The sequence below is a fragment of the Anaerotruncus sp. 80 genome (assembly GCF_009936115.1).
Classification (GTDB): domain Bacteria; phylum Bacillota; class Clostridia; order Peptostreptococcales; family Anaerovoracaceae; genus Senimuribacter; species Senimuribacter intestinalis.
In genome coordinates, this window is record NZ_QWES01000001.1 from 19,040 (window position 1) to 40,832 (window position 21,793).

The following is a 21,793-nucleotide window of genomic DNA, read 5'->3' on the forward strand; positions in this document are numbered from 1 at the left end:
TTACATCTGTAATTTATATCAGCAAGAATCCCAGATAGCTTGCTACCATGCCCAGGGCACAAACAGTCTGGATTGTAGCTTTTTTAAAGCGCAGCATCACCCAGAATAGGATTGTTGCTGTGCCTCCAAAAATCAGCAGGTTTTCAATCTGGTGATCAAAAGTTGCGTAAACGCCGCTGCCCATGGACAGCACATCTGCCACAACTAAAATGATGAAGTTGAAGAGATTGCTGCCAATGATATTTCCTACAGCGATATTAAAGTTCTTCATCTTAAACAGGGCAATGGTGGAAGTCACTTCTGGTAGTGATGTGGCTACACCGAGGAAAATCGCCCCCGCAAGGCCCTGACCCAAATTTAATTTGACGGAAATTTCATCGGTCAAATAGGTCAGAATAATACTAAAAGCTATGATTCCCACTGCCGCGAAGAAGAACCTCACACCGATTTGTTTTACCGAAAGCGAAGTGCTGGACTCCGAATGATAATCCAGTACAGCCTCATCAGAGGTTACATCGTCAGCCACCGCAAGGTACTTGGCTCCCAATCCGTAAATCAGTGCAATCAAAACCGACGTGATGGACAGATGAAGAATCCTGAACTGTAAAATCCCGGCAAAATTGAGGGTAATCAGAATATAAATCACAAGCACGACCACCGTCACATGGCGATAACTCTTTGACACCTTTCCTTTCGCAAAGTTCTTTGAAAACAGCAGGATAAAAAATGCCAGAGCACCCAGATTAAAAAGGTCGCTGCCCAAAATATTACCCATGCAAAGTCCGGGTCTTTCCAGCAGAACTGTCGCTGAAATACTGGTGAAAAGTTCCGGCAACGATGTCACCGCCGAAAGCATAATCCCACCCAAAAATGCGCCGGAAAGCTTCGTATTCTTATCCAAAAGGTCGATGTAATCCGATGCTTTAATTGATAAAACAACAACGATAACTGCTGCTGCAAGATACTCTAAATAAATCAATCTTGTTCTCCTCAAATTTTATAAATATAATGTTACTAATTTACGATCTAAAATTCCTTTTAGACCAAGCAGATGGAAATTTACTTTAAAAGTAATTCAACAAATCCACCGCATAAAACGTAATAAAGAATATGGTGGCGATAATCCGCAAAACCGATAAAATCGTGCCTAGGATTGACAGTACCAGCCCCGCTGTTGCCATACCCTGGCGCTCCGCATCGTTTCTTCCCTTGATTCCAAAAACAATACCGATTACCCCTAGAACAACCGCAATCACCGCAGCAAATAATGCCATTACCATGGAAAGAATTCCCATAACAAGCGCCGCTGTCGCATCAGTGTGTGTCGCCTTTCGCTCTACTTCCGCATATTTTTCATAGTTAAAATCGACGATAGTTGCTCCGCCGCTTTTTTCCTCTTTCACTTGCGTTTCTTCACATTTATTTTCTTCTCTAAAATTATCCATATTCTACTCCTACTTTTTCTGTTTTTCAATCCACTCTGCCGTACTGATACCCCAGGATTTTAGTCCCTTTTCTAGGAACGCAAACGGCGGCAGAATGATGTGATTTACCACCCACATAAAGATAGCGTAAGTCGTATCAACAACCCAGTCGTAGCCCTTTGATACCGGTTTTGAGGCAAAAACTACCACGCACAAAGAGGCAAAGCCGAATACCATCACATAATACAAAAGGCTGCTTGCTTCCGGCATTGGAAAAATCCCTAAACTGATGCCGCCATGCTTCTTCATCCACTGGCGCACTACCAAATGCAAAATATATACTGGCATAGTATTTCTGCCCACATAAGCAAGATATGTATCCTTGCTCGGCAGAATGTTGAACATCAGAATAATCCAAAGTGCGCCGATGATAAAGAGCACTGCTCTCATCAGAATATCCAGCCACCAGCATACGCCTGTAAAGGAGCCCGGGTCTTTCATCAGATACCAGCCTACCGGTACCTGCGGCACGCCGAATGCAAGAAGACACGATACGCCGATTAAAAATACGCCAAGCACTGCACACTGCCATTTTTTCAGACACTTAATCTTTGCGATGTGCTCGGGTGTGCAGTAATATCCTAAGAAAAAGAACGGGAAGTAGGATACAATTCTGCCGAGGGACAGATAATCTGTCAGAAACGGCAGACAGCCTGCTATCAGATACAGCACAAAAGTCATGGCAAAGAAATGAGGAATTTTGATGTAGTTTTTCTGAAATACTTTGTACAGAAACAACGTCACCATAAACCACATGGCAAAAGGCGCTCTATCAAAATACAGATTTGCATTGCCCCAGAACAAAAGCCGCACGCCGTAGAAAAAGAAAATGCTCAAAATGTACGGCCACAGAAAAACTTTAAAGGCGATTTCTCTGCTGCGGTCTGGCTTCTTTGAAAAATAGCCTGACAGAAACATAAAAGCCTGCATGACAAATACGTTGATGGTTATGTATACAATTCCGCTTAAGGAGCCTTGACTAAAATGTCCCGCCATTCTGGTAAAATGTGAAATCGGAATAGACCACATACACAGACCACGGAACGCGTCAAAGACATAATCTCTCTGCTTTACTTCTCCCATTGCTAAACATCTCCTTCGTTTGTAATTTCAATCTATTTAGCCCAGTTCTGGCTGCGTTTGACCGCCTCATGCCAGCCCTGCAGTAATTCTTCTTGTGTCTTCTCCTCCATAGAAGGTACAAATTTCCTGTCGCTCTGCCAATTTTCCAGGACATCCTGCGTACTTTTCCAGTATCCCACCGCAAGACCCGCAAGATACGCCGCTCCCAGAGAGGTCGTCTCAATGCACTTAGGTCTTATCACCTGCTTTCCCAGCATATCTGCCTGAAACTGCATGAGGAAATTGTTGGCAGAGGCGCCTCCGTCCACGCGAAGCTCCCGCATCTCATGTCCCATATCTTGTTCCATAGCAAAGAGCAGATCATAACACTGATATGCCAAAGACTCCAGTGTGGCACGCACCAAATGATGCTTATTTGCTCCTCTGGTAAGTCCAAAGATTGAACCTCTTGCGTAAGGATCCCAGTAAGGGGCACCCAGTCCTACAAAGGCAGGCACGACAAATACGCCTGCTGAGTCTTTTACAGACAGCGCCATTTTTTCTGACTCACTGGCCTTTTCCAAAATTTCCAGTTCATCTCTAAGCCACTGAATAGCCGCACCACAGACAAATACCGACCCTTCCAGCGCATAAGTGACCTTTCCATCCAGTCCCCAAGCGATTGTCGTAAGCATCCCGCTTTTAGAAAAGATTGGTTTCTGCCCGGTATTCATCAAAAGAAAACATCCGGTTCCATAGGTACTCTTGGCTTCGCCCTCTTCAAAACAGGTCTGCCCAAACAGCGCCGCCTGCTGGTCTCCTGCGGCGCCGGCGATTTTCACAGGACCACCAAAGATGGTGTCCAGCGTCTGCCCGTAAACCTGACTTGAAGTTCTTGGTTCCGGCAGCATCTGTTTAGGAACGTTCAATATTTCCAGGATTTCCTCATCCCACTTCAGCGTATGGATATTGAACATCATAGTTCTGGCTGCATTGGAGTAATCTGTGATATGTACTGCGCCGCCAGTCATCTTCCAGATAAGCCAGGTTTCAATGGTCCCAAAGAGCAGATTCCCCTCTTCTGCCTTTTGCCTTGCGCCTGCCACATTTTCCAAAATCCATTTCAGTTTGGTACCGCTAAAATAGGCATCGATTAAGAGCCCTGTCTTTTCCTTGAATTTATCGGAAAGCCCGCTTTCTATCAGGGTATCGCAGTACTGGGCAGTTCGCCTGCACTGCCACACAATGGCATTATATACAGGCTGACCGGTATGCTTGTCCCAAACCACAGTAGTCTCTCTCTGGTTGGTAATACCGATGGCTTCAATATTCTCATAAGTGAGCCCCGCTTTCAGCATCGCTTCATGCGCAACCGTCATCTGGCTGGACCAAATTTCTTCAGCATCGTGCTCTACCCATCCCTCTTTCGGATAAATCTGACGAAACTCTTTCTGTGCAGCGCTGATCTGGTTTCCTTTCTTATCATAAATAATGCACCGGGAGCTGGTTGTCCCCTGATCCATTGCTAATATGTATTTTTCCATCTCATTCTCCTAATAATCTCTGGCTATACAAATACTGCCATAATCTGATTAGATATATCAATGCCTGCTTCAGAAAGCCTGAGCCTTCCATGGTCTTCTAAAAGGCTGCCGCTTTCCAAAAATGCCGTAAGTTCTTTTCTTCTATCAGCATATACTTCCCAAAACGCTACAGCGAATCGTCTTTCAAATTCCGCAAGATCAATACCGCAGGTTTTACGAAGACCTGTAAAGACAAACTCGCACATATCATCTTCTCTCGTGTTCTTGTGAAATTCCAGAAAAGGTGCTTCAGTAAAGCGAACTCCCTCTACATATGAACTGGCACCGCTGCCTATCCCCAGATAATCTGCAAGCGACCAGTATTTCAAATTATGCCTGCACTGTTTCCCCGCCTTTGCCGTATTAGAAATCTCGTAATGATCATAGCCAGCTTCTTTGAGCACCTCTATAGCGCGATGATACATGCGCCGATCCTCTTCATCGGAAATCTCTGTAATTTCCCCTCGCTGAAACATTTCATAATAAGGCGTGTCCTCTTCAATCTGCAGGCTGTAAAAAGAAATATGCGCAGGCTGCAGATTGACTGCCTGCTTAAGTGTCTTCTCCCAAATCTCCATAGTATGCCCTGGCACTGCAAACATCAGATCCAGATTGATATTATCAAAGCCACACTGCCTTGCCATCTGAAAACTTAAGACCGCATCACTGCTGTCGTGAGCCCTGCCTAGATTCTTTAAAATTCCATCATCAAAGGACTGAATGCCTATAGAAAGCCGATTGATGCCAAAAGATCTGTAAGCCAGTAATTTCTCTTTGGTCAAAGTCTTCGGATTGGACTCTATGGTAATTTCCACCTCTTTATCAAGGAAAAAACACTGGCGCAGCTGATCCATAACTTTTCCGATTAGAGAAGCCGGCAGAATCGAAGGCGTGCCTCCACCGAAAAAAACCGTATCCACAAGATACTTCTGTCCGTAAACCTCCCCATAGGCCTTGATGTCTTCGAGAAGTTCTTCTATATATGCCTCCTGTTGAGCGAGACTGCTGCCGCCGCTGGAATAAAATCCGCAGTACAGGCACTTTTGCAGGCAAAAGGGAATGTGAATGTAGATTCCCAGTTTCTGTCTTTCTTTATTTGTTGTCGTCATATTTCAGCACCGCTGTGAAAGCCTCCTGTGGCACTTCCACCTTTCCGAACTGACGCATTCTTTTCTTTCCCTCTTTCTGCTTCTCAAGGAGTTTCTTTTTCCGGGAAATGTCGCCGCCGTAGCACTTGGCGATAACGTCTTTTCTATATGCCTTGACCGTCTCACGAGCGATAACCTTCTGCCCAACCGCCGCCTGAATCGGCACCTCGAACTGGTGCATAGGGATAATCTCCTTCAGCTTCTCACAGACAAAGCGTCCCCTGTTGTACGCCTTTGACTCGTGAACAATCATGGAGAATGCGTCCACCAAATCTTTGTTGAGCAGCACGTCCAACTTGACAAGCTGAGATTTCTCGTAGCGGATAAACTCGTAGTCTAAAGAGCCGTAGCCGCGAGTCTTCGATTTCAGCGCGTCAAAGAAATCATAAATAACCTCGTTGAGGGGAAGCTCATAGTGGAGCTGTACTCTGTTTTCGGTGATGTATTCCATGTGAAGCATTTTGCCGCGTCGATCCTGACAAAGCTCCATGATAGAGCCTACGTATTCTTTTGGAATCATGATGTCCGCTTTTACAATTGGCTCTTCGATATGGCTGATTTCTGTCTGATCCGGCAGGTTGGTCGGATTCTGAATCATCTCCACACTGCCATCCTGCAGCACAACCCGATATACTACACTCGGCGATGTGGTGATAACCGCCAGTCCAAACTCCCGCTCCAGACGCTCCACGATAATTTCCATGTGTAAAAGTCCCAGAAATCCACAGCGGAATCCAAATCCCAGCGCTGTAGAAGTTTCCGGTTCAAAGAGAAATGCCGCATCGTTGACCTGCAGCTTCTCAAGTGCATCTTTGACACCCTCGTACTTTTCACCCTCTGCAGGGTAAATGCCGCAGTAAACCATAGACTGCACTTTCTTGTAGCCCGGCAGGGGTTCTTCTGTCGGTTCCTTATCCAGCGTGATTGTGTCGCCTACTCTTGCATCACGAACCTGCTTAATACTGGCACAGATGTAGCCAACCTCTCCTGCCCGCAGAGATTTAGTCGGCACATGACCCGGCGCCATAACGCCTACCTCGGTGACCTCATACTTCTTATTTGTATTCATCAGACGAATGGTATCACCCACTTTAACAGCACCGTCAAAGATACGGGTGTAAATCACTACGCCTTTGTAATTATCGTAAACAGAGTCGAAAATCAGCGCTTTCAGTTTGCCGTTCACATCGCCTGTCGGCGCAGGCACAGTCTGTACTACCGCCTCCAAAAGGTCTGTAATACCGACGCCTTCCTTTGCAGATACAAGCGGCGCCTCTGATGCATCAATACCGATCATCTCTTCGATTTCTTCCTTGGTCTCCTCTGGTCGGGAACTTGCCAGGTCGATCTTGTTCAGGCAAGGCAGAATCTCAAGATCCTCTTCCAATGCCAGATACACATTCGCCATCGTCTGCGCTTCTACTCCCTGGGTGGAGTCAACGACAAGAACCGCACCTTCGCAGGCTGCCAAACTTCGGGATACCTCATATGTAAAGTCCACATGACCCGGCGTATCGATGAGATTGAAAATATACTCATTGCCGTCCTTGGCCTTGTACACAAGACGAGTGGTCTGAAGCTTGATGGTAATGCCGCGCTCCCGCTCCAAATCCATGTTGTCCAAAAACTGTTCTTTCATATCTCGATGGGCAACCAGCCCGGTATTCTCAATAATTCTATCGGCAAGGGTCGATTTGCCGTGGTCAATATGAGCGATAATACTAAAATTCCTGATAAATTTCTGATAATCCATAAATTTCCTCGCTTTGCACGTACTTCTTCAAGATATATTTTATAGCAAGATGGCTTATTTTTCAATGTAATTTTCTAGTTTTTCTGTAAGACTTTCTGCAAAAGAATCAGTATTTCTTTCCATCATGGCACACTGCCTGTCCACATGAACTACTGCCATGGTGCCTACCATAAACAGCATGAACAAAATCACTGCATTTCTAAAAGTTTTCAAAATCATTCCTCCAGTGCATCTGCCAGAATTTCTCCGAACACCTCTGCACATCTTCTGACATCTTCAATATTGTTTCGATTATTCCCCATTTCAATTAAGATGGATTTTCCAGAAAGTTCCTGGTTATACCAGTAAGGCCGTTCCAGAATTTCTCCCGTATAGCCGCCATACTTGCTGTCCGCAATAGTATTCAGCTTCCCAAGAAAAGCGCTGTTCTCCTCATAGGTTTCCGTCGTGTTGCTGAGCACATAGGAATATACGGCGCAGGTTTTTCCGCCGACAGTCTGTACTGGACCTGCGACTTCTGCCGCCGTTGCATCTCTGTGCAAATCGATGATACATTCTATGGATGGATATTTTTTTAGCAGTGCCTTAACAGTTTCAAAACTTCTGGAGTAGGATTCGTTATACGAAGGATTGTCGTGAAGTGTCTTGTCATGAACCACACCAATCCCTCGCTCTTCCAGTACATCAGTCAGCACATCACCCGCATCACGCACCGTATTTTCTTCTTTTGTCGTATGATAATTGCCGGAAGAAGCCGGAAGATAGCTTTCTGTGGCATGGGTATGATAAATAAGCACCTTCGGTGCGCCGTTATTCTTCTTCACCTTTTTGGTCTTTATTTTTTCATCTTCCTTGCTTTTCTCTGTCTCGGTCTGCACTGCCGCTGTGATGTTTTCGTCACCGGGTTCAGTATCATTGTCTGCAATGAGCTCCATACACGGCAAGCTGCTTTCGATACACATGGCCGTCAGCTGTTGTCCACTGACCGCTTCTCCTGTCATTTTGAAAAAAAAGCCTGCCACTGACACCACATAAAGCAGTGCAAAAAAAAGTATCGTCTGTTTTTGTCTCATTGCCTTCCTCTCTCCTTGCTTATCTAAGGTACTCTAAGAGTATATGCCGGGGTGTAAGGTAATATTAACAGCTTTTGCAATGATGTCCGAAAAAGATTTGATGACAAGGTCAATGTCCGTTGAAGTGACTACCATGTCAAATTCTCTGCTGTCCATATAGTGATATGCTTTTTCTTCTGGAATTTTCATCTCCTCTAACGCCTCCAAAATAACAGTCTTTGAATCAATCACCGTAGGCACACCGATAGCGATGACTTTTGTACCCAGGGAGGCTTCATTCAGTTGCTTTCGCACATTCCCCATACCAGCACCAGGTGATATGCCTGTATCGCTGATTTGAATGGTAGTACTGACTCTATCGATATTTCTTGCAGCCAGCGCATCGATGGCGATAACTACATCGGGCTTTGTCATCTCTACTGCCTTTTCGATAAGTTCTGCCGTCTCCATGCCAGTGGTTGCAGTTACCCCCGGTGCCAATCCGCTGACATTGGACATTTCTTCATCGCCGTCACAGCCGAAAATTTTGAAAAGATGACTGGTTATCTTAATCTTAGAAACGGTATGCGGCCCCAGACTGTCCGGTGTAACCTTCTCGTTGCCAAGCCCTACAACCAGTACTTTTAGGTCGTACCGATGTTTCACCAGCTTGGAGAGCTGCCTTGCAAGAGCCTTTGCCGCTCTTTCCGAAATCCCCTCTTTTTCATCGATAATCCCCGCAACCTCCATGGTGACATACCTGCCGCAAGGCTTTCCCAGCATGGCTTCACCCTTTAGATTGACTATGTCAATGGTCGTTACTTTGATGTCTTCATCAATCTTTTCCTTGTCCATCACGATGCCGTCCTTTTCTCCCGGACGAACACCAGACTGTTCCAAATTTTCAACGCCTTCCACTGCAAGGTCTGTTCTGTATTTCAAAAAAATCACCTCCGTGATGTGTAGTTTTTCTTTAAAAAGTATGCCCGCAAAGGCGGTAAATATGTAACTTGCTAAAAAAGCCTTGCAAATTCCCACTGTTTAGGCTATACTTAATGTGCGAATTTAGCGTAACAAAGCTAAAAATTTAAATAGTGGGGTGAATAATTATGGCAAACATTAAATCCGCAAAAAAAAGAATCAGAGTAATCGACAAGAAAACGGCTAGAAACAGAAGAGTTAAGGACCATGTAAAGACTGCTCTTAAGAATTTCGATGCTGCTTTAGAAGAAGGCAACATGGAAGCTGCTGCAGAGAAATTTGTAGTAGTTGAAAAGAAATTAATGCAGGCTGCAGCAAAAGGTACTCTTAACAAGAAAGCTGCTTCCAGAAAAGTTTCCAGATTAGCTAAAAGATTCAACGCTGCAAAAGCAGCAAAATAAGTCTCACCCGTCCCCACCAGTGCATAAGTTAAATGCACATGCGAGAGCAACAAAACCGATGGATGTGTCTCCCATCGGTTTTACTTTTACCCAAAATAGAAAGGACTGATTATTATGTCACTACATATCGGCGCCGAAAAAGGCAAAATCGCAAAGACCGTTCTCATGCCGGGCGACCCGCTGAGAGCCCAGTTCATTGCAGAAAACTTCTTGGAAAACGCAGTCAGATACTCAGAGATCCGCAATATGTACGGTTATACCGGAACCTACAAAGGGGTTCCCGTCTCTGTGCAGGGCAGTGGTATGGGCATGCCGTCCATGGGAATTTATTCCTGGGAACTCTTTACAGAATACAATGTAGAAAACATCATCAGAATCGGCACTGCCGGCGCTTTCCACGAAAAACTTTCCGTAGGTGATATCTTGGTTTGCCTGGCGGCCTCCACTGACTCCAATTATCAGCATGCATTTCATGTACCGGGGCAGTACTCCCCTAGCGCCAGCTTTGAACTTTTAACAAAAGTCATGGACGCTGGAAAAGAAAACGGCATTTCCTTTAAAGCCGGAAACACCGTATCCTGTGACGTATTTTATGAGCTGGGAACCAAATGGTGGAAAGAATGGTCGTCTATGGACGTCCTAGCTGTAGAAATGGAAGCCGCAGCTCTTTATATGAACGCCGCATATCATAGCCGCAATGCACTGGCTATGATGACTGTAAGCGACCACTTTATCACCGGTGATAAAGCTACTGTCGAGCAGCGTCAAAACCAGTTTACTGATATGATGAAGCTGGCGCTGGAAGCAGCAATCAAATAGTCTTTTAAAGAAAGACCATTAATTTTTTGTACAGTTCCATTTCAATATTCATCAATCTGCCGGCCAGGGCACGTTCCTTCTGGTCGGCATTTTCATACTGACGTAAATACTTTCCCAAGGACTTCATCCCCATATGACATCCGTCAATCAAAAGCTCCGCAACACGGCTATCATCATCAGACATCATCATCTTTACTTCTGTAGTAAACCACATCATAGCTTTTGCCATTGTCGGCGGGTCCTTTTCATCTTCACCATCGTTGTTCAAAAGCTGGTGGGCAATATCTCCAACAAGCTGATGTTCCTTTCTGTATTCTTCAATCAAGTCTTTCAAATCCTGCTCTTTAACAAACTCAATAACCTGATCAAAACTATTGGTTGCATTTTTGCAGCCCGCGTTAACTTCCCGTAAAAGTCTAATACTATCTTCGTTCATGATTTCATTCTCCTTTTTGACTTAGTATTCACACGTTCAGCAACACTTATGCAAAAAAGACTTGCATTTGGGGAGAAGTCAAGTTATAATACAGTTATAGGTATAAAAGGAAATTTCAGTAATTTTTTAACGAGAGCAATCCAATTGGGTTGCTCTTTTTGCGTGCGGATTGATAAGGTCAATTCAAACCTAATTTAAACTTAACACCACAGAACCACACAAGGAGGAAAAATATGGATAAAACGATTCATTCAAACAGAAATTACCAGGATAGTGTCTTCTCAAAACTGTTTTCCAATGAAGAAACCGCTTTGGAACTTTACAATGCACTGAGCGGAACAAGCTATGGACCTGAAACAAAAATCAGAATTACAACACTAAATAATGTGCTATTCTTAGAAAAATACAACGATCTAAGCTTCACTATCGAGGACAGAATTATCGTTATGGCAGAACATCAAAGCACGATCAATCCCAATATTCCATTGCGATTACTGGGTTATTCAACAGATACATATACAAAACTTATCGATACAGACAGGCTTTACAGCAGCACCCAAATCAAACTGCCAACGCCTGTCTTTTATGTATTCTATACAGGAAATGAACCTTGGAACGTCAAAAGCCTAAGCCTTGCTGACAGTTTTATCGAAGCGCCTCCCGAAAACTCGTTAAATTTAGTAGTCAAGCTCATCAATTTGCGATACAATAAAGATAACGAAATTTTAAATCGCAGCAAAACCTTGCTGGGCTACAGCAAGCTGGTTACTTATGTAAAAAACAATTTAAGCAGTGGCGCATCTCTCGAAAATTCTATCAGATTAGCAGTCCAGCGTTGTATTGAGGAAGGCCATATCGTAGACTTTTTAAAAAAACATGGGGAGGAAATCGAGAAAATGAAGTTTTATGAATTCACGATGGAAGAATACAGAAATTTAATTGCAAAGGAAGCCGCCGAGCAGGGACTTGCGCAGGGCATCGAACAAGGCATCGAACAAGGCATTAAAATCTTTATCTTGGATAATCGCACGGAAGGCATACCCGACGATAGAATCTTCACCAAACTGATAAACCTCTTCCATCTGACAGAGGAAAAAGCATTAGAATATCTAAAACAGTGAAAGTGCGAACGGAAAACCGTTCGCACTCTTTTGATTTATATATCACTGATATTCCTTACTTACTCGTACCAATATTCTTTTAGTAATTTTTTATATTTTTTAAATACCCCAAGCCAATTTTTTCGTTGGGATTCCTTTAATTTCAAAACAACTGACGCGCCATCATCACCATAAACACGAACGCGAACCTTCTTTTGTTCGAAAATCTTAATGATTTTGTTCAACTGTTCTTCTCGGTCTTTACTATTGCTAGACAGTGTCACCCACCAATCTGAACAGGATGAATACATTCCATTTTTGTAGTTGTACCTGCTCCATTCGGTTTCATCTCCTAATTCCATGGTAACTCTTCGATTACTTGTATAAAACCGAATCTTTTCCAGATTGAGATTATAATAGCCGATAGGAGAAACAAGCGCAACGCGCCCTCTTACTGCAAGTCTCAAGGTTGCAGTCTTTCCCTTCTTTTTTATATCTATATATGATTGACAGGAACCACCCAAAATGTACATGGTTTCATAACTGAATTTTGCGTCTGATGAAATAGTTTTGCCATATAGTCTGGCATGTTCGCCGACATCTATGTTTTTATAAACAATGTTCTTTGTCGCAAGCGACTTTGCAAGTCTGGATAATTCTTTATAAGTTGGTTCTACAAATACGGTCTCATAGGTATACGACCTAAAGCAAATACATACGTCCGCCTCTGGTATCACTGTGATCTCATAAGTTCCCTCAGGCAAGTCTGTAAAATTAAATTCTTTGTAATAAGCCCGGTCTGCACGTTCAGAGGTATTGACTGTAAAAGTCTGATTGTAATTGCGGTCTCCGGTAATTAAAGAAACTTTTAATTGATATGGTGCAGTTTGCATTTCATCATAATCGGGAGATTCTTCTGTTTCCCAACACTGAATGCGCAGCTTTCCCTCCGCTCCGACCTTAACTTGATCGCTTTCCGAGTCTCCTGCTACTATAACTTCTGTCCAGTCACTAACTTTTGCCCACTCTCTTTTCTCACCGCCGTACACATGAATTGACATCATACATATCGATAGAATAAGCAGAATAGAAATCCACAATCTGTTTTTGATTCTAAACTTTTCCAAGAAAATGCTCCTTCCCGAATCATATCTTTACGATTCTAGTATTTTTTGTAATAGCCATCATATAATATCTGCACCGCTGCTTTTTTCCAATATACCCTGTCGTTCTTCTTATTTCATCTCATTCAGCACTTTTTTCGCTGCTTCGTGATCACCCATCCAAGGCACTCTGCCATCTTTATGATACATATAGGTCTCGTCCCCTTTGCCGAGAATCAGCACGCAGTCCCCGGTCTTCGCACCGGTAATGGCTGCCTCAATAGCCTTATAGCGATCCTCTATCACAACACCGTTTTCGTGTTCCATGCCAGACAAAATCATCTCGCTGATTTGTGCGACACTTTCGTCTCTCGGATCTTCTTCGGTCACATAGACAGTATCGCAATATTTGCCGGAAATTTGCCCCAGCACCTTTCGCTTTACCTTGTCCCGCTTGCCGGCACAGCCAAATACGGAAAAAATTCTTCCGCCCTTGACAATTTCTTTGGCATACTGAAAGACCTTTTCAAATCCGTCCGGCGTGTGGGCATAATCTACAATAACCGTAAAATCCTGCCCTTTATCAATAATTTCCATTCTGCCGTCCACCTGCGAAATGTGCGAAAGTTTTGGAAGCATATCCTCAATAGCCATACCCGCCTGATGCATACCAGCGATTGCGCCCAATAAATTATATAAATTATATTTGGCAGAAAGGTTCGTTTTTACCGGATACCGCTTTCCATCATGTACCAGCGTGAACTCCGAACCGCTGACATAAAGGCATACATCTTCAGCCCTATAATCCGCATCTCTGTCGATTCCGTAGGTCACATATCTGCAAGCTGTACATGCTGCTAACTCCTCAAAACTCCCCTCATCTGCGTTAAGCACTGCCACTCCGCTTTCTTTCATCTGCGTAAAGAGCAGCTTCTTCGCCTCAAAATACTGCTCCATGGTCTTGTGATAATCCAAATGATCGTAAGTCAGATTCGTGAAAATAGCCACATCAAAATCCACTGCATCTGTACGTCCCATAGCAAGACCGTGAGAGCTGACTTCCATAGCGACCGCTTCCATGCCATAATCCGCCATTTCCTTTAAATTCCCGTGAATCTCCAGTGCATCCGGCGTCGTCAGACTAGGAATTCTGCTCACATCACCGTAGCGAACTGCAATCGTTCCCATATAGCCGCAGGGCTTTTCATATACATCACTGATAATGCTGGTTGTAGTGGTCTTCCCGTTGGTTCCGGTGACACCAAAGACTGTCATCTTACAGCTTGGCTGTCCAAAAAACAAATCACAAATGCGATTCAGTTCTTTGTTAGTGTCGCTGACTTTCACATAGGTAACCCCTGCGAGCTTTTCAACCTCATCGCTGTGAACCACGCAGACTGCGCCCTTTTCACATGCCATCTTTGCAAAGCGATGCCCGTCCGCTTCCAGTCCCTTTAAACAGAAAAACATATCCCCTGCTACGGCTTTTCTGGAATCAATGCAAAGACCTTTTATTTCAATATCGGGTTGACCCGAAAATAATTCTGATAAAAACATAGTTTCATACCCTCCTGGATTTTATGGTTCCCATATGGTCTATATTTTACCATCATTATGAAAAAATAACAACGGGATATTCCAGTTTCTCCACAGCAAACCCATGAAAACAAACTGCCTGCACGAAAGAACGCAATTCTCTTTCTGCAGACAGCCTGTCGTATTTTTATTCACATGCCAGTTTTTCGATGGCAAGCCGGTAGATTTCTCTAGCTTTTTCCAGATCCTCTGTAAAAATCCATTCATTTGCCTGGTGTTCTGTCAGTTCCCTGCCTGGAAATGCCGGACCGAACGCCACGATATTATCCATGGCTCTTGCGTAAGTACCTCCGCCGATCAGCTGCGGCGGTGTATCATCACCGGTTACCTCTCGGTATGCCTCCATCAGCTTACTGATGACGAATCCGTCCTGAGCCATATAAACTGGTTTCATCGCCGCTTCAATTTCTACCGCAATCTCCGCATCAGCAAAATTATCACACAGTTTTGACACCACATCTTCTTCTGCATAAGTGACCGGATAGCGAATATCCACTGCCAGCTTCACTTTTCCATCGTCCATAGAAATCTTACCGGCATTAAAGGTAAGCCCACCGCTGGCAGAATCAGAAAGACCGATTCCACAACCAGAGCCGTCCAGGCACCAGCCGATTTTATCCATATACACCTTCGCAAAGTGACAATCTCTGGCAGCAGCCTTTTCCATCAGTTTGGTAATCGCATTTTCTCCATCCTCCGGCGTACTGCCATGAGCAGCTTTACCTGTCTCTTGAAAAACACTTCCGTCCAAAAGCTTTCCCTTTGCCCATGCCGCCACCATGTTAGGCGCGTCACCGCCGGCAATCTCCAAAAATCCTGCTTTCGCTGCATCCATAGAAAGCACTGCCATCAGAATGCCCTTTTCTCCATAAATCGCAGGAAAATCAGCGTCTGGTGTGAATCCGAAGGATGGAATTTCCTCACAGGACTTGTAATACTCCATATCTTCCCAGTCGCCGCATTCCTCCATCACACCAAAGATAATACGAACGCGCTTGTTAAGTTTTTTTCCCGATTCCAGCACATCCTTCATAGCATAAATCGCTGCCATAGCAGGCCCTTTATCGTCCATGACTCCGCGTCCATAAATGCGGTCTTCCTTTACCGTTCCGGCAAAAGGTTCGCAGGTCCAGCCCTCTCCTGCCGGCACCACATCCAAGTGGCAAAGAATACCCATCAATTCCTCACCTTCACCGATTTCTGCATAGCCCAGTTTTCCGTCTACATTCTTCGTACGAAATCCCAGTTCCTTACAAATATCTAGTACGCAGGCAAGCGCATCGAAAACTTCTGGCGTTCCGGTTACGCTGGGAATTGCAAGCAATTTCTGTAAGTTTTTAATCATTTTGTATCATCCTCCGATATTTTGCAAAATATTCATCTATGCACTCAATTATACACGAAAGCCTTAATTCCGTCTACCCTCAGTCTGAGACCAGTGCAGCGAATCAAAAGCAACTTCACCCGGTACAAAGTTGTTAAATCCCATACGCACCATAGATTCCAGCGTCACACAGCCGTTCAATACCGGCTCAATGACATTGACACGAATCCGTCTTTCAGAAAGAATCTGGAGCAAGTCGTCGTAGATATAGTACATTGCCGTACAGCCAAGACATATGACACTGACTCTGTCTTTCTGCACCATATCAGCACAGAGATCTGCCAAAGATGCAAGCACTCTCTCCTTTTCCTCTTTGATATTTTCCACCATCAAGTCCAGCGCCCGAATAGAGGTGATACGCTCTGAGACTCCAAAGGCTCTTGCCTTCTTCTCTTCATTTAAAATGCCTGCCTGATCAGTAGTAATGATGCCGATTCTCTCTCCCAAAGAAAGAGCAGTAGTTACCGCTGCTTCATAAGGTCCTACAGCCGGTATCAGCCCCATCTCTCGAAGTGCATACACGCCCGGATCATCAAAACAGTCCACAAAGACGCCATCAAAATCCTCCGCATTTTCCCGCACCGACATGACGACCTGACTGCCGTTTACCATGCCGGCAAGCTCTGTCTCCACCGTTTCAAACCCATACTGCAGACTGGAAAATTCCAGTTCCGTCTCCGCCGTCAGATGAGGTTTCAGATATGCGGCAAGTTCTTCACTGTATGCAGAAAAATCTCCTACCACAGGGATGATAAATTTTAGTTTCATCACCTGCGCCTCTTATCTTTCATTAAAAGGCACGTAATCAAAGTCAAAGCCGAAACTTCTTGGACCAAATACTTCAAGACCTCTTTCCGCTTTCCAAATTTCTGGTGCCGGCAGTACGAATACGGTCAGTTCCATGCCGTTCTCGTAATTAGGGTTAGTCACCGGTGTGCCGTCTTTGTCCACAACACAGATTAAATCTGGCACTGTAATGTCCACTTCACCATCCAGATAGGAAACTAGATGCTCGTTCTTGTACCAGAACTTATACTCGTGACCTTCATATGCGCCAGTACCTTCCAGTACAGTATCGCCAAAGATAAAGCCTCCAGTTTCTTCTACTTTCCATTCTTTTACGATACCACGGAACAGTACCTTGCCGTTTCCTGCCTCGCAGACTTTTTCGGCTACATCTTCACCATTTTCCTTTGCTTTTCGAAGGGCCTGCCCCAGCTTCAGCGTGTAAGACAAGGCATCAGGGATGATTGCACCGCGAAGCTGTTTTCCGGTAATAGCATGGTCCGCCACACCGATTTTGTTGCCGCTGGCAACAGCCACACTTCTAACAATATCCTCCGCACGCATATCATCTACAATATCTTTTACAATCATAGCATCACCAAACTGTGTTGCCAACGCAATCGGCGCCATAGGAATGTCTTTCACAAAGAAAGTGCTGTGCTGCAGCTCCGGTACAGAACGCCCTGCCGGGTCAGCGTCGATAATAGGAACACCCAGCTGGCAGGCTGCGTGAAGCGCAAAGGCAGTGTTTGCACCACCGAGTTCTGTAGAAACCGCGCCAAAAAACTTCTGACCGAAGTAATCCTCTAAGGTGCGGAATGCCAGCAGCGATTCCGGATAGTCCAGAAGCGGCAGGTGGGCATACTCCTCTCCGCCGCCTTCCAGCGAAGCAGGAGAGCCGCACATATACGGCACTGCAATGTACGCGTCATCTGGCACTTCGTCCACACTTGCTATGTACAAATCTTTACCCTGTTCAAAATCTTCCTCCATGGTGCGAAGTCCCAGTTCTAAGTCTCCACCTCCGCCAGTGCCTACAATGGTGCAACCATAAAGAATATCAATAATTTCTTGTTTTTCAAGCTTTCTCATAATTCTATCCTCCAATCAAAATTCTTCTAAATTATTCCACTGTTCCGTCCAGCTCTCTCGACTTTGACGGAATGAATTTTTCAACAACCAGGTAAACGATGAGTCCCCAGAGCAAACCAGAGTAGTCAACTTTCACCACAAAAGCTGCAATGGCAATAGCGATTACCGTCGAAATAATACCAGTCCAGTTGAAGCCTTCCACTCTGTGCCAGCTTTCCGGTTTCCCTTTTCCGACAATCCAGTAGTCCGCCATCATGACGCCGCCCATGGCGGAGAACACATAGGACAGCAGGCTCAGGAACGATTCAATGTGTCCCAGAATGCCCAGCACTGCCAGGACGATGCCTACAAGACCGGTCACCAAGGTCGCCAGCTTTCTCTTGTTATCCGGCAGATTAAAGGTCATCACCACATCCAGTCCCGCAGAATAGGCATTGAGGGAATTCGTGGTCCAGGTTGCCAGAATCAGCACAATAATGCCCAGAAACGGCAGTCCCACTGTTGCCAGTACAGACGAAATGTCGTAATCGTTTGCTACCTTTGTCATGAGAATTCCCAAAACCAGCGTAAAAATAGCCGCTGGAAGTATTCCCCAGAAAGTGGATTTGATAGTTTCCTTTCTACTCTTCTGAAATCTGGTAATATCAGAACAAGTGACAGCAGCCACTGCCGTAAAGCTGAAGGAAAGACCGATGCCCTGAATCATAGTCATGGACTGTTCTACCTCTACAGAAAGCCCGCCAGACCCAAACTTTCTAAATGCCATCACAGTACCCAGCACCATGATGATAACCAGCAGCGGAATGGAAACGGAATCCAGCTTTTTCAGCGCATTCATACCGAACACAGCACTCAGAAGCATAATCACACCCCAGATGATAGAGGATATGGTTACTGGAATTTCTAAGCCGGTTGCAATTTTCATCAGGTTAGAAAATGCATCGCCACATACGTTGCAGTTGATGCCGAACCAGCCAATCATGGAAATTGCCAGCAGCGAACTGATTAAAATTCTGGCTCCCTTCGTTCCAAAAGTTGAGCAGGTAATCACCGCACTGGGAATCCCCAAATCTGCTCCCTGCATCCCCAGAAAGAAAGAGATGAGAATCGTAAGCAGATACCCGATAATTCCCGCTGCAAGGGCTTGCCACAGCGGCATAGATGCCGACAGAATTGCACCCAGCAGAAGGCTCGGAACGCAGATAAACAGTCCTGTCTGCACAGCAGCCAGTGAAACCCACCCTTTTCGGTCTTCAGGCTTTACTCTCTCTAGAGCAAAGTCTTCCATTGACTTTTTGTTTTCTTCTAGCATAGTAAAAACTCCTTTTCTTTGATTGCACCAATCATATCAATTTTCTGATAACTTGTCATTATCGAAAAGCCTAAGAAAGAAAGCTTATTTTTGTAAATTTCACAATTCGTTATTGCTTTTTCCCAGGATTCATTTATAATTTATACAAATAGCACTGTCGAAAAGAGGAAAAAAATGAAAAAAATCACCGTTTCAGACATCCTGAACCTGGATATCTTCAGCGGCTACCGTCTGGTTGCAGGCAAAAGCGGGCTCCTGAATGAAATTCACTATATCAATATCTACGACAATCCCATCAGTGAGATTGATACAGATATTCAGCTTTTTCCCGGCGATGTCTATCTGACCTTCTTTTACTATGGGAAAGACGATACTTCTTACATCATGCATACGCTGGACTATCTGATTTCACAAAAAGGCGCTGCACTCATTGTCTTTGACGAATATATGAATACGCTGCCAAAAGATGCAATTGCCCTTTGCGACGCTGCAGGTCTTCCCGTCATTTTTCTCAATTGCCGCACCCCCTATTCTCTGGTTATTGCAAGCATTGTGGAATGTAAAATTGCCATGGAGCAGAAAAATACACTGGAAGAAAAGCTGGAAACCATTGTAAGCCGCAACAGTTCCGCCGATGAAAAACACCATCTTCTGAGAGAACTTAACCCTTCCTTCCAGCAAAATATCACGGCACTATTCGCACAGACCGAAGCAGATGTACTGCCAAGCGATATTGTCAATCTCATCTCTATCATCATTCGCGACCTTAGAAATTTTGCTGCAGAATTTCGCGGTGGAATCCTGTTTCTGCTTTCCTACCCGGACAGCAGAAACGATACTGCCGCTAAAACCATACAGCACACTGCCGACCAAATCCATACTGCCTTTCCCGGCGCACGCATTGGTGTCAGCAATCCCCATAAACTGGATGATGCGGGCAGAGCAATCTCAGAAAGTCTGCTGTGCATCACTGCCGGCAAGCCTGATGCAGCAGGGCGAATTGACTACAGCGAACTCGGTGTTGCCCGCATTCTTGTGGATTTTTTGGGAAGCCCTGCGCTAGAAGAATTTTACAATGACATCACGCTGCCGATTCAAAAGTCTGACGCACAAAACAACACCTGTCTTTTTGACACCATGCGAATCTTTGCCGAATATGAAATGGACTACAAAAAAACAGCGGAGGCAATGTTCGTACACGAAAATACCATCCGCTATCGTATCAGTAAGCTAAAAGAGCTGATTCCTTATGGAAAAAGTGATATGGACTTTCTGGAGACAATCTCTATCATCTCAAAAATCCACTATATGAAGCAGCGCTGAGCCGTTTTGTATAGCTTTTACGCCATGCGCTGCCCTACGATTACATCAGAGACTCGTCTTTTGCCAGCACCGGTCCGTCATAAGCAAAGGAGGGCATCAGTTCCAGCTTGAATTTGTTCATTTTGCGCTTATAGTCAATCTTTGCTTTGACTTCCTCATCTTCACAAACACCGGTTCTGATATAAGTGTCAAGAGCCGCATAAGTGAATCCCAGATTTTCTTCATCGGAAAGCCCTGAAAGTCCGTCGATTGGAGTCTTTTGCACCAGCTTTTCAGGAAGGCCTAGGTAAGCGCCGATGGCTTTGACTTCCTGCACAGTAAGATGGGACAGCGGGCTGAAATCTCCTGCCGCATCGCCATATCTGGTAGAATAGCCTACCCAGTCTTCCGACAAATTGCAGGTGTTGGCAACACGTCCGTTCATGGACTGCGCCACAGCGTAAGTTGCCGCCATACGAAGTCTCGCCGGCAGGTTGGTCCTCGTCTGCTTTGTCACCTCACAAGGTAGCTTATCTGTAATTTCTCCGAGCAGTCCGTCAAATCCTGCTTTAATATTAATAATAGTATGGTCTATTCCAAGATGGGATACCAGCAGCTTAGACGCGTCAATATCCGCCTGCTCGCCATTTGGCAGAAGCACACCGAACACTCTGTCCTTTCCAAGTGCGGCTACGCAAAGTGCAGCTACCACAGAACTGTCTTTTCCGCCGCTGATGGCAACAACTGCCTTGCAATCCTTGCCATTTACTTCAAAAAATTCCTGAATCCAGGAAATCACATCCCTCGTTACCTTTTCTACATCAAACTGATACATCTTTCTACCTCACTAAAATCTGACACATTTTCATCGCTTCAAGGGCGTTGTTATGGCTCTCCGGCGTTACACCAGCACAGCAGGAACCCTCCACGGTAATTGGCGTCTCAGGATAAGCAGCCTTCAAAATCATTCCGTTGGAAATCACGCAGATATCTGTGCAAACGCCGCAAAGTTCAATTTCCGCTGGTGATGCTCCCGCCAGCTTATCGCAAAGCCACTTTGGTAAATCGAGACAGCCGAAAGACGGTTTGTCTAGCGTGTTTCCTTCGGCTACGTAATCCGCCAGTTCATCAATAATCTGCCATCCATCGCTGCCCTTGATGCAGTGCGGGACCGGCAGCAGCCTGCCCTCCTGGGTATTCAGGTAGTCCTCGCCATGGGTATCCCTTGTAAAAAATACCGGCAAGCCGCGCTCTTTATAGCTTTCGATTTTTTTCTTTATATTTTCAATAATCTGCTGTGCCTCTTGATTTGCCAAAGCTCCTGTTACGAAATCCTTCTGCATATCGATGACCAGCAGAATTTTATTCTTTTCCATGATTTATATTTCTCCTTTTTTCT

General features: G+C 44.9%; 22 protein-coding genes. 4 read left to right on the forward strand and 18 right to left on the reverse strand.

The window, feature by feature from the left end:
• Positions 1-13: 13 nt before the first annotated feature.
• From D1155_RS00100 to gpr, 9 genes are all read right to left on the reverse strand, one after another.
• A complete protein-coding gene (locus tag D1155_RS00100) occupies positions 14-979 on the reverse strand; it encodes a cation transporter (protein WP_160200379.1) in 966 nt (321 codons plus the stop codon).
• Between the two features lie 85 nt (positions 980-1,064).
• Complete coding sequence (locus D1155_RS00105; RefSeq protein WP_160200380.1) at positions 1,065-1,445, reverse strand: DUF4190 domain-containing protein; 381 nt, start codon at positions 1,443-1,445, stop codon at positions 1,065-1,067.
• Positions 1,446-1,454: 9 nt separating this feature from the next.
• Positions 1,455-2,567: an acyltransferase family protein gene (locus D1155_RS00110; protein ID WP_160200381.1), complete on the reverse strand. Its 1,113-nt coding sequence runs from the start codon at positions 2,565-2,567 to the stop codon at positions 1,455-1,457.
• 32 nt (positions 2,568-2,599) lie between these two features.
• A complete protein-coding gene (gene glpK, locus D1155_RS00115) occupies positions 2,600-4,090 on the reverse strand; it encodes a glycerol kinase GlpK (RefSeq protein WP_160200382.1) in 1,491 nt (496 codons plus the stop codon).
• Positions 4,091-4,113: 23 nt separating this feature from the next.
• Positions 4,114-5,238 (reverse strand): radical SAM family heme chaperone HemW, encoded by a 1,125-nt coding sequence (gene hemW, locus D1155_RS00120; RefSeq protein ID WP_160200383.1) that lies wholly within the window; start codon positions 5,236-5,238, stop codon positions 4,114-4,116.
• On the reverse strand, positions 5,222-7,030 hold the full coding sequence (gene lepA, locus D1155_RS00125; RefSeq protein ID WP_160200384.1) for a translation elongation factor 4: 1,809 nt from the start codon (positions 7,028-7,030) through the stop codon (positions 5,222-5,224). The genes hemW and lepA overlap by 17 nt, the downstream gene beginning before the upstream one ends.
• A 54-nt stretch (positions 7,031-7,084) precedes the next feature.
• The gene (locus D1155_RS00130) at positions 7,085-7,243 is read right to left on the reverse strand and encodes a hypothetical protein (RefSeq protein ID WP_160200385.1); all 159 of its coding nucleotides are present in this window, start codon (positions 7,241-7,243) and stop codon (positions 7,085-7,087) included.
• 2 nt (positions 7,244-7,245) lie between these two features.
• Positions 7,246-8,103 carry a stage II sporulation protein P gene (spoIIP, locus tag D1155_RS00135; protein WP_160200386.1) on the reverse strand — a complete coding sequence of 286 codons (858 nt, stop codon included), beginning with the start codon at positions 8,101-8,103 and terminating at the stop codon, positions 7,246-7,248.
• A gap of 33 nt (positions 8,104-8,136) precedes the next feature.
• Positions 8,137-9,024, reverse strand: coding sequence for a GPR endopeptidase (gene gpr / locus D1155_RS00140; RefSeq protein ID WP_160200387.1), 888 nt, complete (start codon positions 9,022-9,024; stop codon positions 8,137-8,139).
• A 167-nt stretch (positions 9,025-9,191) separates the two neighbouring features.
• Here gpr and rpsT point away from each other — a divergent pair, with 167 nt between their 5' ends.
• Together rpsT and deoD are read left to right on the forward strand one after the other, a co-directional pair.
• A complete protein-coding gene (gene rpsT / locus D1155_RS00145; protein ID WP_160200388.1) occupies positions 9,192-9,464 on the forward strand; it encodes a 30S ribosomal protein S20 in 273 nt (90 codons plus the stop codon).
• 114 nt (positions 9,465-9,578) lie between these two features.
• A complete protein-coding gene (deoD, locus tag D1155_RS00150) occupies positions 9,579-10,283 on the forward strand; it encodes a purine-nucleoside phosphorylase (RefSeq protein ID WP_160200389.1) in 705 nt (234 codons plus the stop codon).
• Between the two features lie 4 nt (positions 10,284-10,287).
• Here the strand turns inward: deoD and D1155_RS00155 are convergent, their stop codons facing one another.
• On the reverse strand, positions 10,288-10,719 hold the full coding sequence (locus tag D1155_RS00155) for a DUF2383 domain-containing protein (protein WP_160200390.1): 432 nt from the start codon (positions 10,717-10,719) through the stop codon (positions 10,288-10,290).
• A 233-nt stretch (positions 10,720-10,952) separates the two neighbouring features.
• Between D1155_RS00155 and D1155_RS00160 the strand changes: the two genes are divergently transcribed.
• Positions 10,953-11,840, forward strand: coding sequence for an Rpn family recombination-promoting nuclease/putative transposase (locus D1155_RS00160; RefSeq protein WP_160200391.1), 888 nt, complete (start codon positions 10,953-10,955; stop codon positions 11,838-11,840).
• A 59-nt stretch (positions 11,841-11,899) separates the two neighbouring features.
• On the opposite strand, the gene D1155_RS00165 is transcribed toward D1155_RS00160, so the two are convergent.
• The 6 genes from D1155_RS00165 to D1155_RS00190 all read right to left on the reverse strand — a co-directional run bounded on the left by D1155_RS00165 (position 11,900) and on the right by D1155_RS00190 (position 19,092).
• Positions 11,900-12,946, reverse strand: coding sequence for a hypothetical protein (locus D1155_RS00165; RefSeq protein ID WP_160200392.1), 1,047 nt, complete (start codon positions 12,944-12,946; stop codon positions 11,900-11,902).
• 108 nt (positions 12,947-13,054) lie between these two features.
• Positions 13,055-14,479 carry a UDP-N-acetylmuramoyl-L-alanyl-D-glutamate--2,6-diaminopimelate ligase gene (locus D1155_RS00170; RefSeq protein WP_160200393.1) on the reverse strand — a complete coding sequence of 475 codons (1,425 nt, stop codon included), beginning with the start codon at positions 14,477-14,479 and terminating at the stop codon, positions 13,055-13,057.
• A 166-nt stretch (positions 14,480-14,645) separates the two neighbouring features.
• Complete coding sequence (locus D1155_RS00175) at positions 14,646-15,863, reverse strand: Sapep family Mn(2+)-dependent dipeptidase (RefSeq protein WP_160200394.1); 1,218 nt, start codon at positions 15,861-15,863, stop codon at positions 14,646-14,648.
• Positions 15,864-15,926: 63 nt separating this feature from the next.
• Positions 15,927-16,670 carry an aspartate/glutamate racemase family protein gene (locus D1155_RS00180; protein WP_160200395.1) on the reverse strand — a complete coding sequence of 248 codons (744 nt, stop codon included), beginning with the start codon at positions 16,668-16,670 and terminating at the stop codon, positions 15,927-15,929.
• A gap of 12 nt (positions 16,671-16,682) precedes the next feature.
• Positions 16,683-17,780 (reverse strand): DUF917 domain-containing protein, encoded by a 1,098-nt coding sequence (locus tag D1155_RS00185; protein WP_160200396.1) that lies wholly within the window; start codon positions 17,778-17,780, stop codon positions 16,683-16,685.
• 31 nt (positions 17,781-17,811) lie between these two features.
• Positions 17,812-19,092 carry a cytosine permease gene (locus tag D1155_RS00190; protein ID WP_160200397.1) on the reverse strand — a complete coding sequence of 427 codons (1,281 nt, stop codon included), beginning with the start codon at positions 19,090-19,092 and terminating at the stop codon, positions 17,812-17,814.
• Positions 19,093-19,266: 174 nt separating this feature from the next.
• Here D1155_RS00190 and D1155_RS00195 point away from each other — a divergent pair, with 174 nt between their 5' ends.
• A complete protein-coding gene (locus D1155_RS00195) occupies positions 19,267-20,415 on the forward strand; it encodes a PucR family transcriptional regulator (protein WP_160200398.1) in 1,149 nt (382 codons plus the stop codon).
• Positions 20,416-20,455: 40 nt separating this feature from the next.
• Here the strand turns inward: D1155_RS00195 and nadE are convergent, their stop codons facing one another.
• Complete coding sequence (nadE, locus tag D1155_RS00200; protein WP_160200399.1) at positions 20,456-21,229, reverse strand: NAD(+) synthase; 774 nt, start codon at positions 21,227-21,229, stop codon at positions 20,456-20,458.
• Between the two features lie 4 nt (positions 21,230-21,233).
• Complete coding sequence (locus tag D1155_RS00205) at positions 21,234-21,770, reverse strand: isochorismatase family cysteine hydrolase (RefSeq protein WP_160200400.1); 537 nt, start codon at positions 21,768-21,770, stop codon at positions 21,234-21,236.
• Positions 21,771-21,793: the final 23 nt, after the last annotated feature.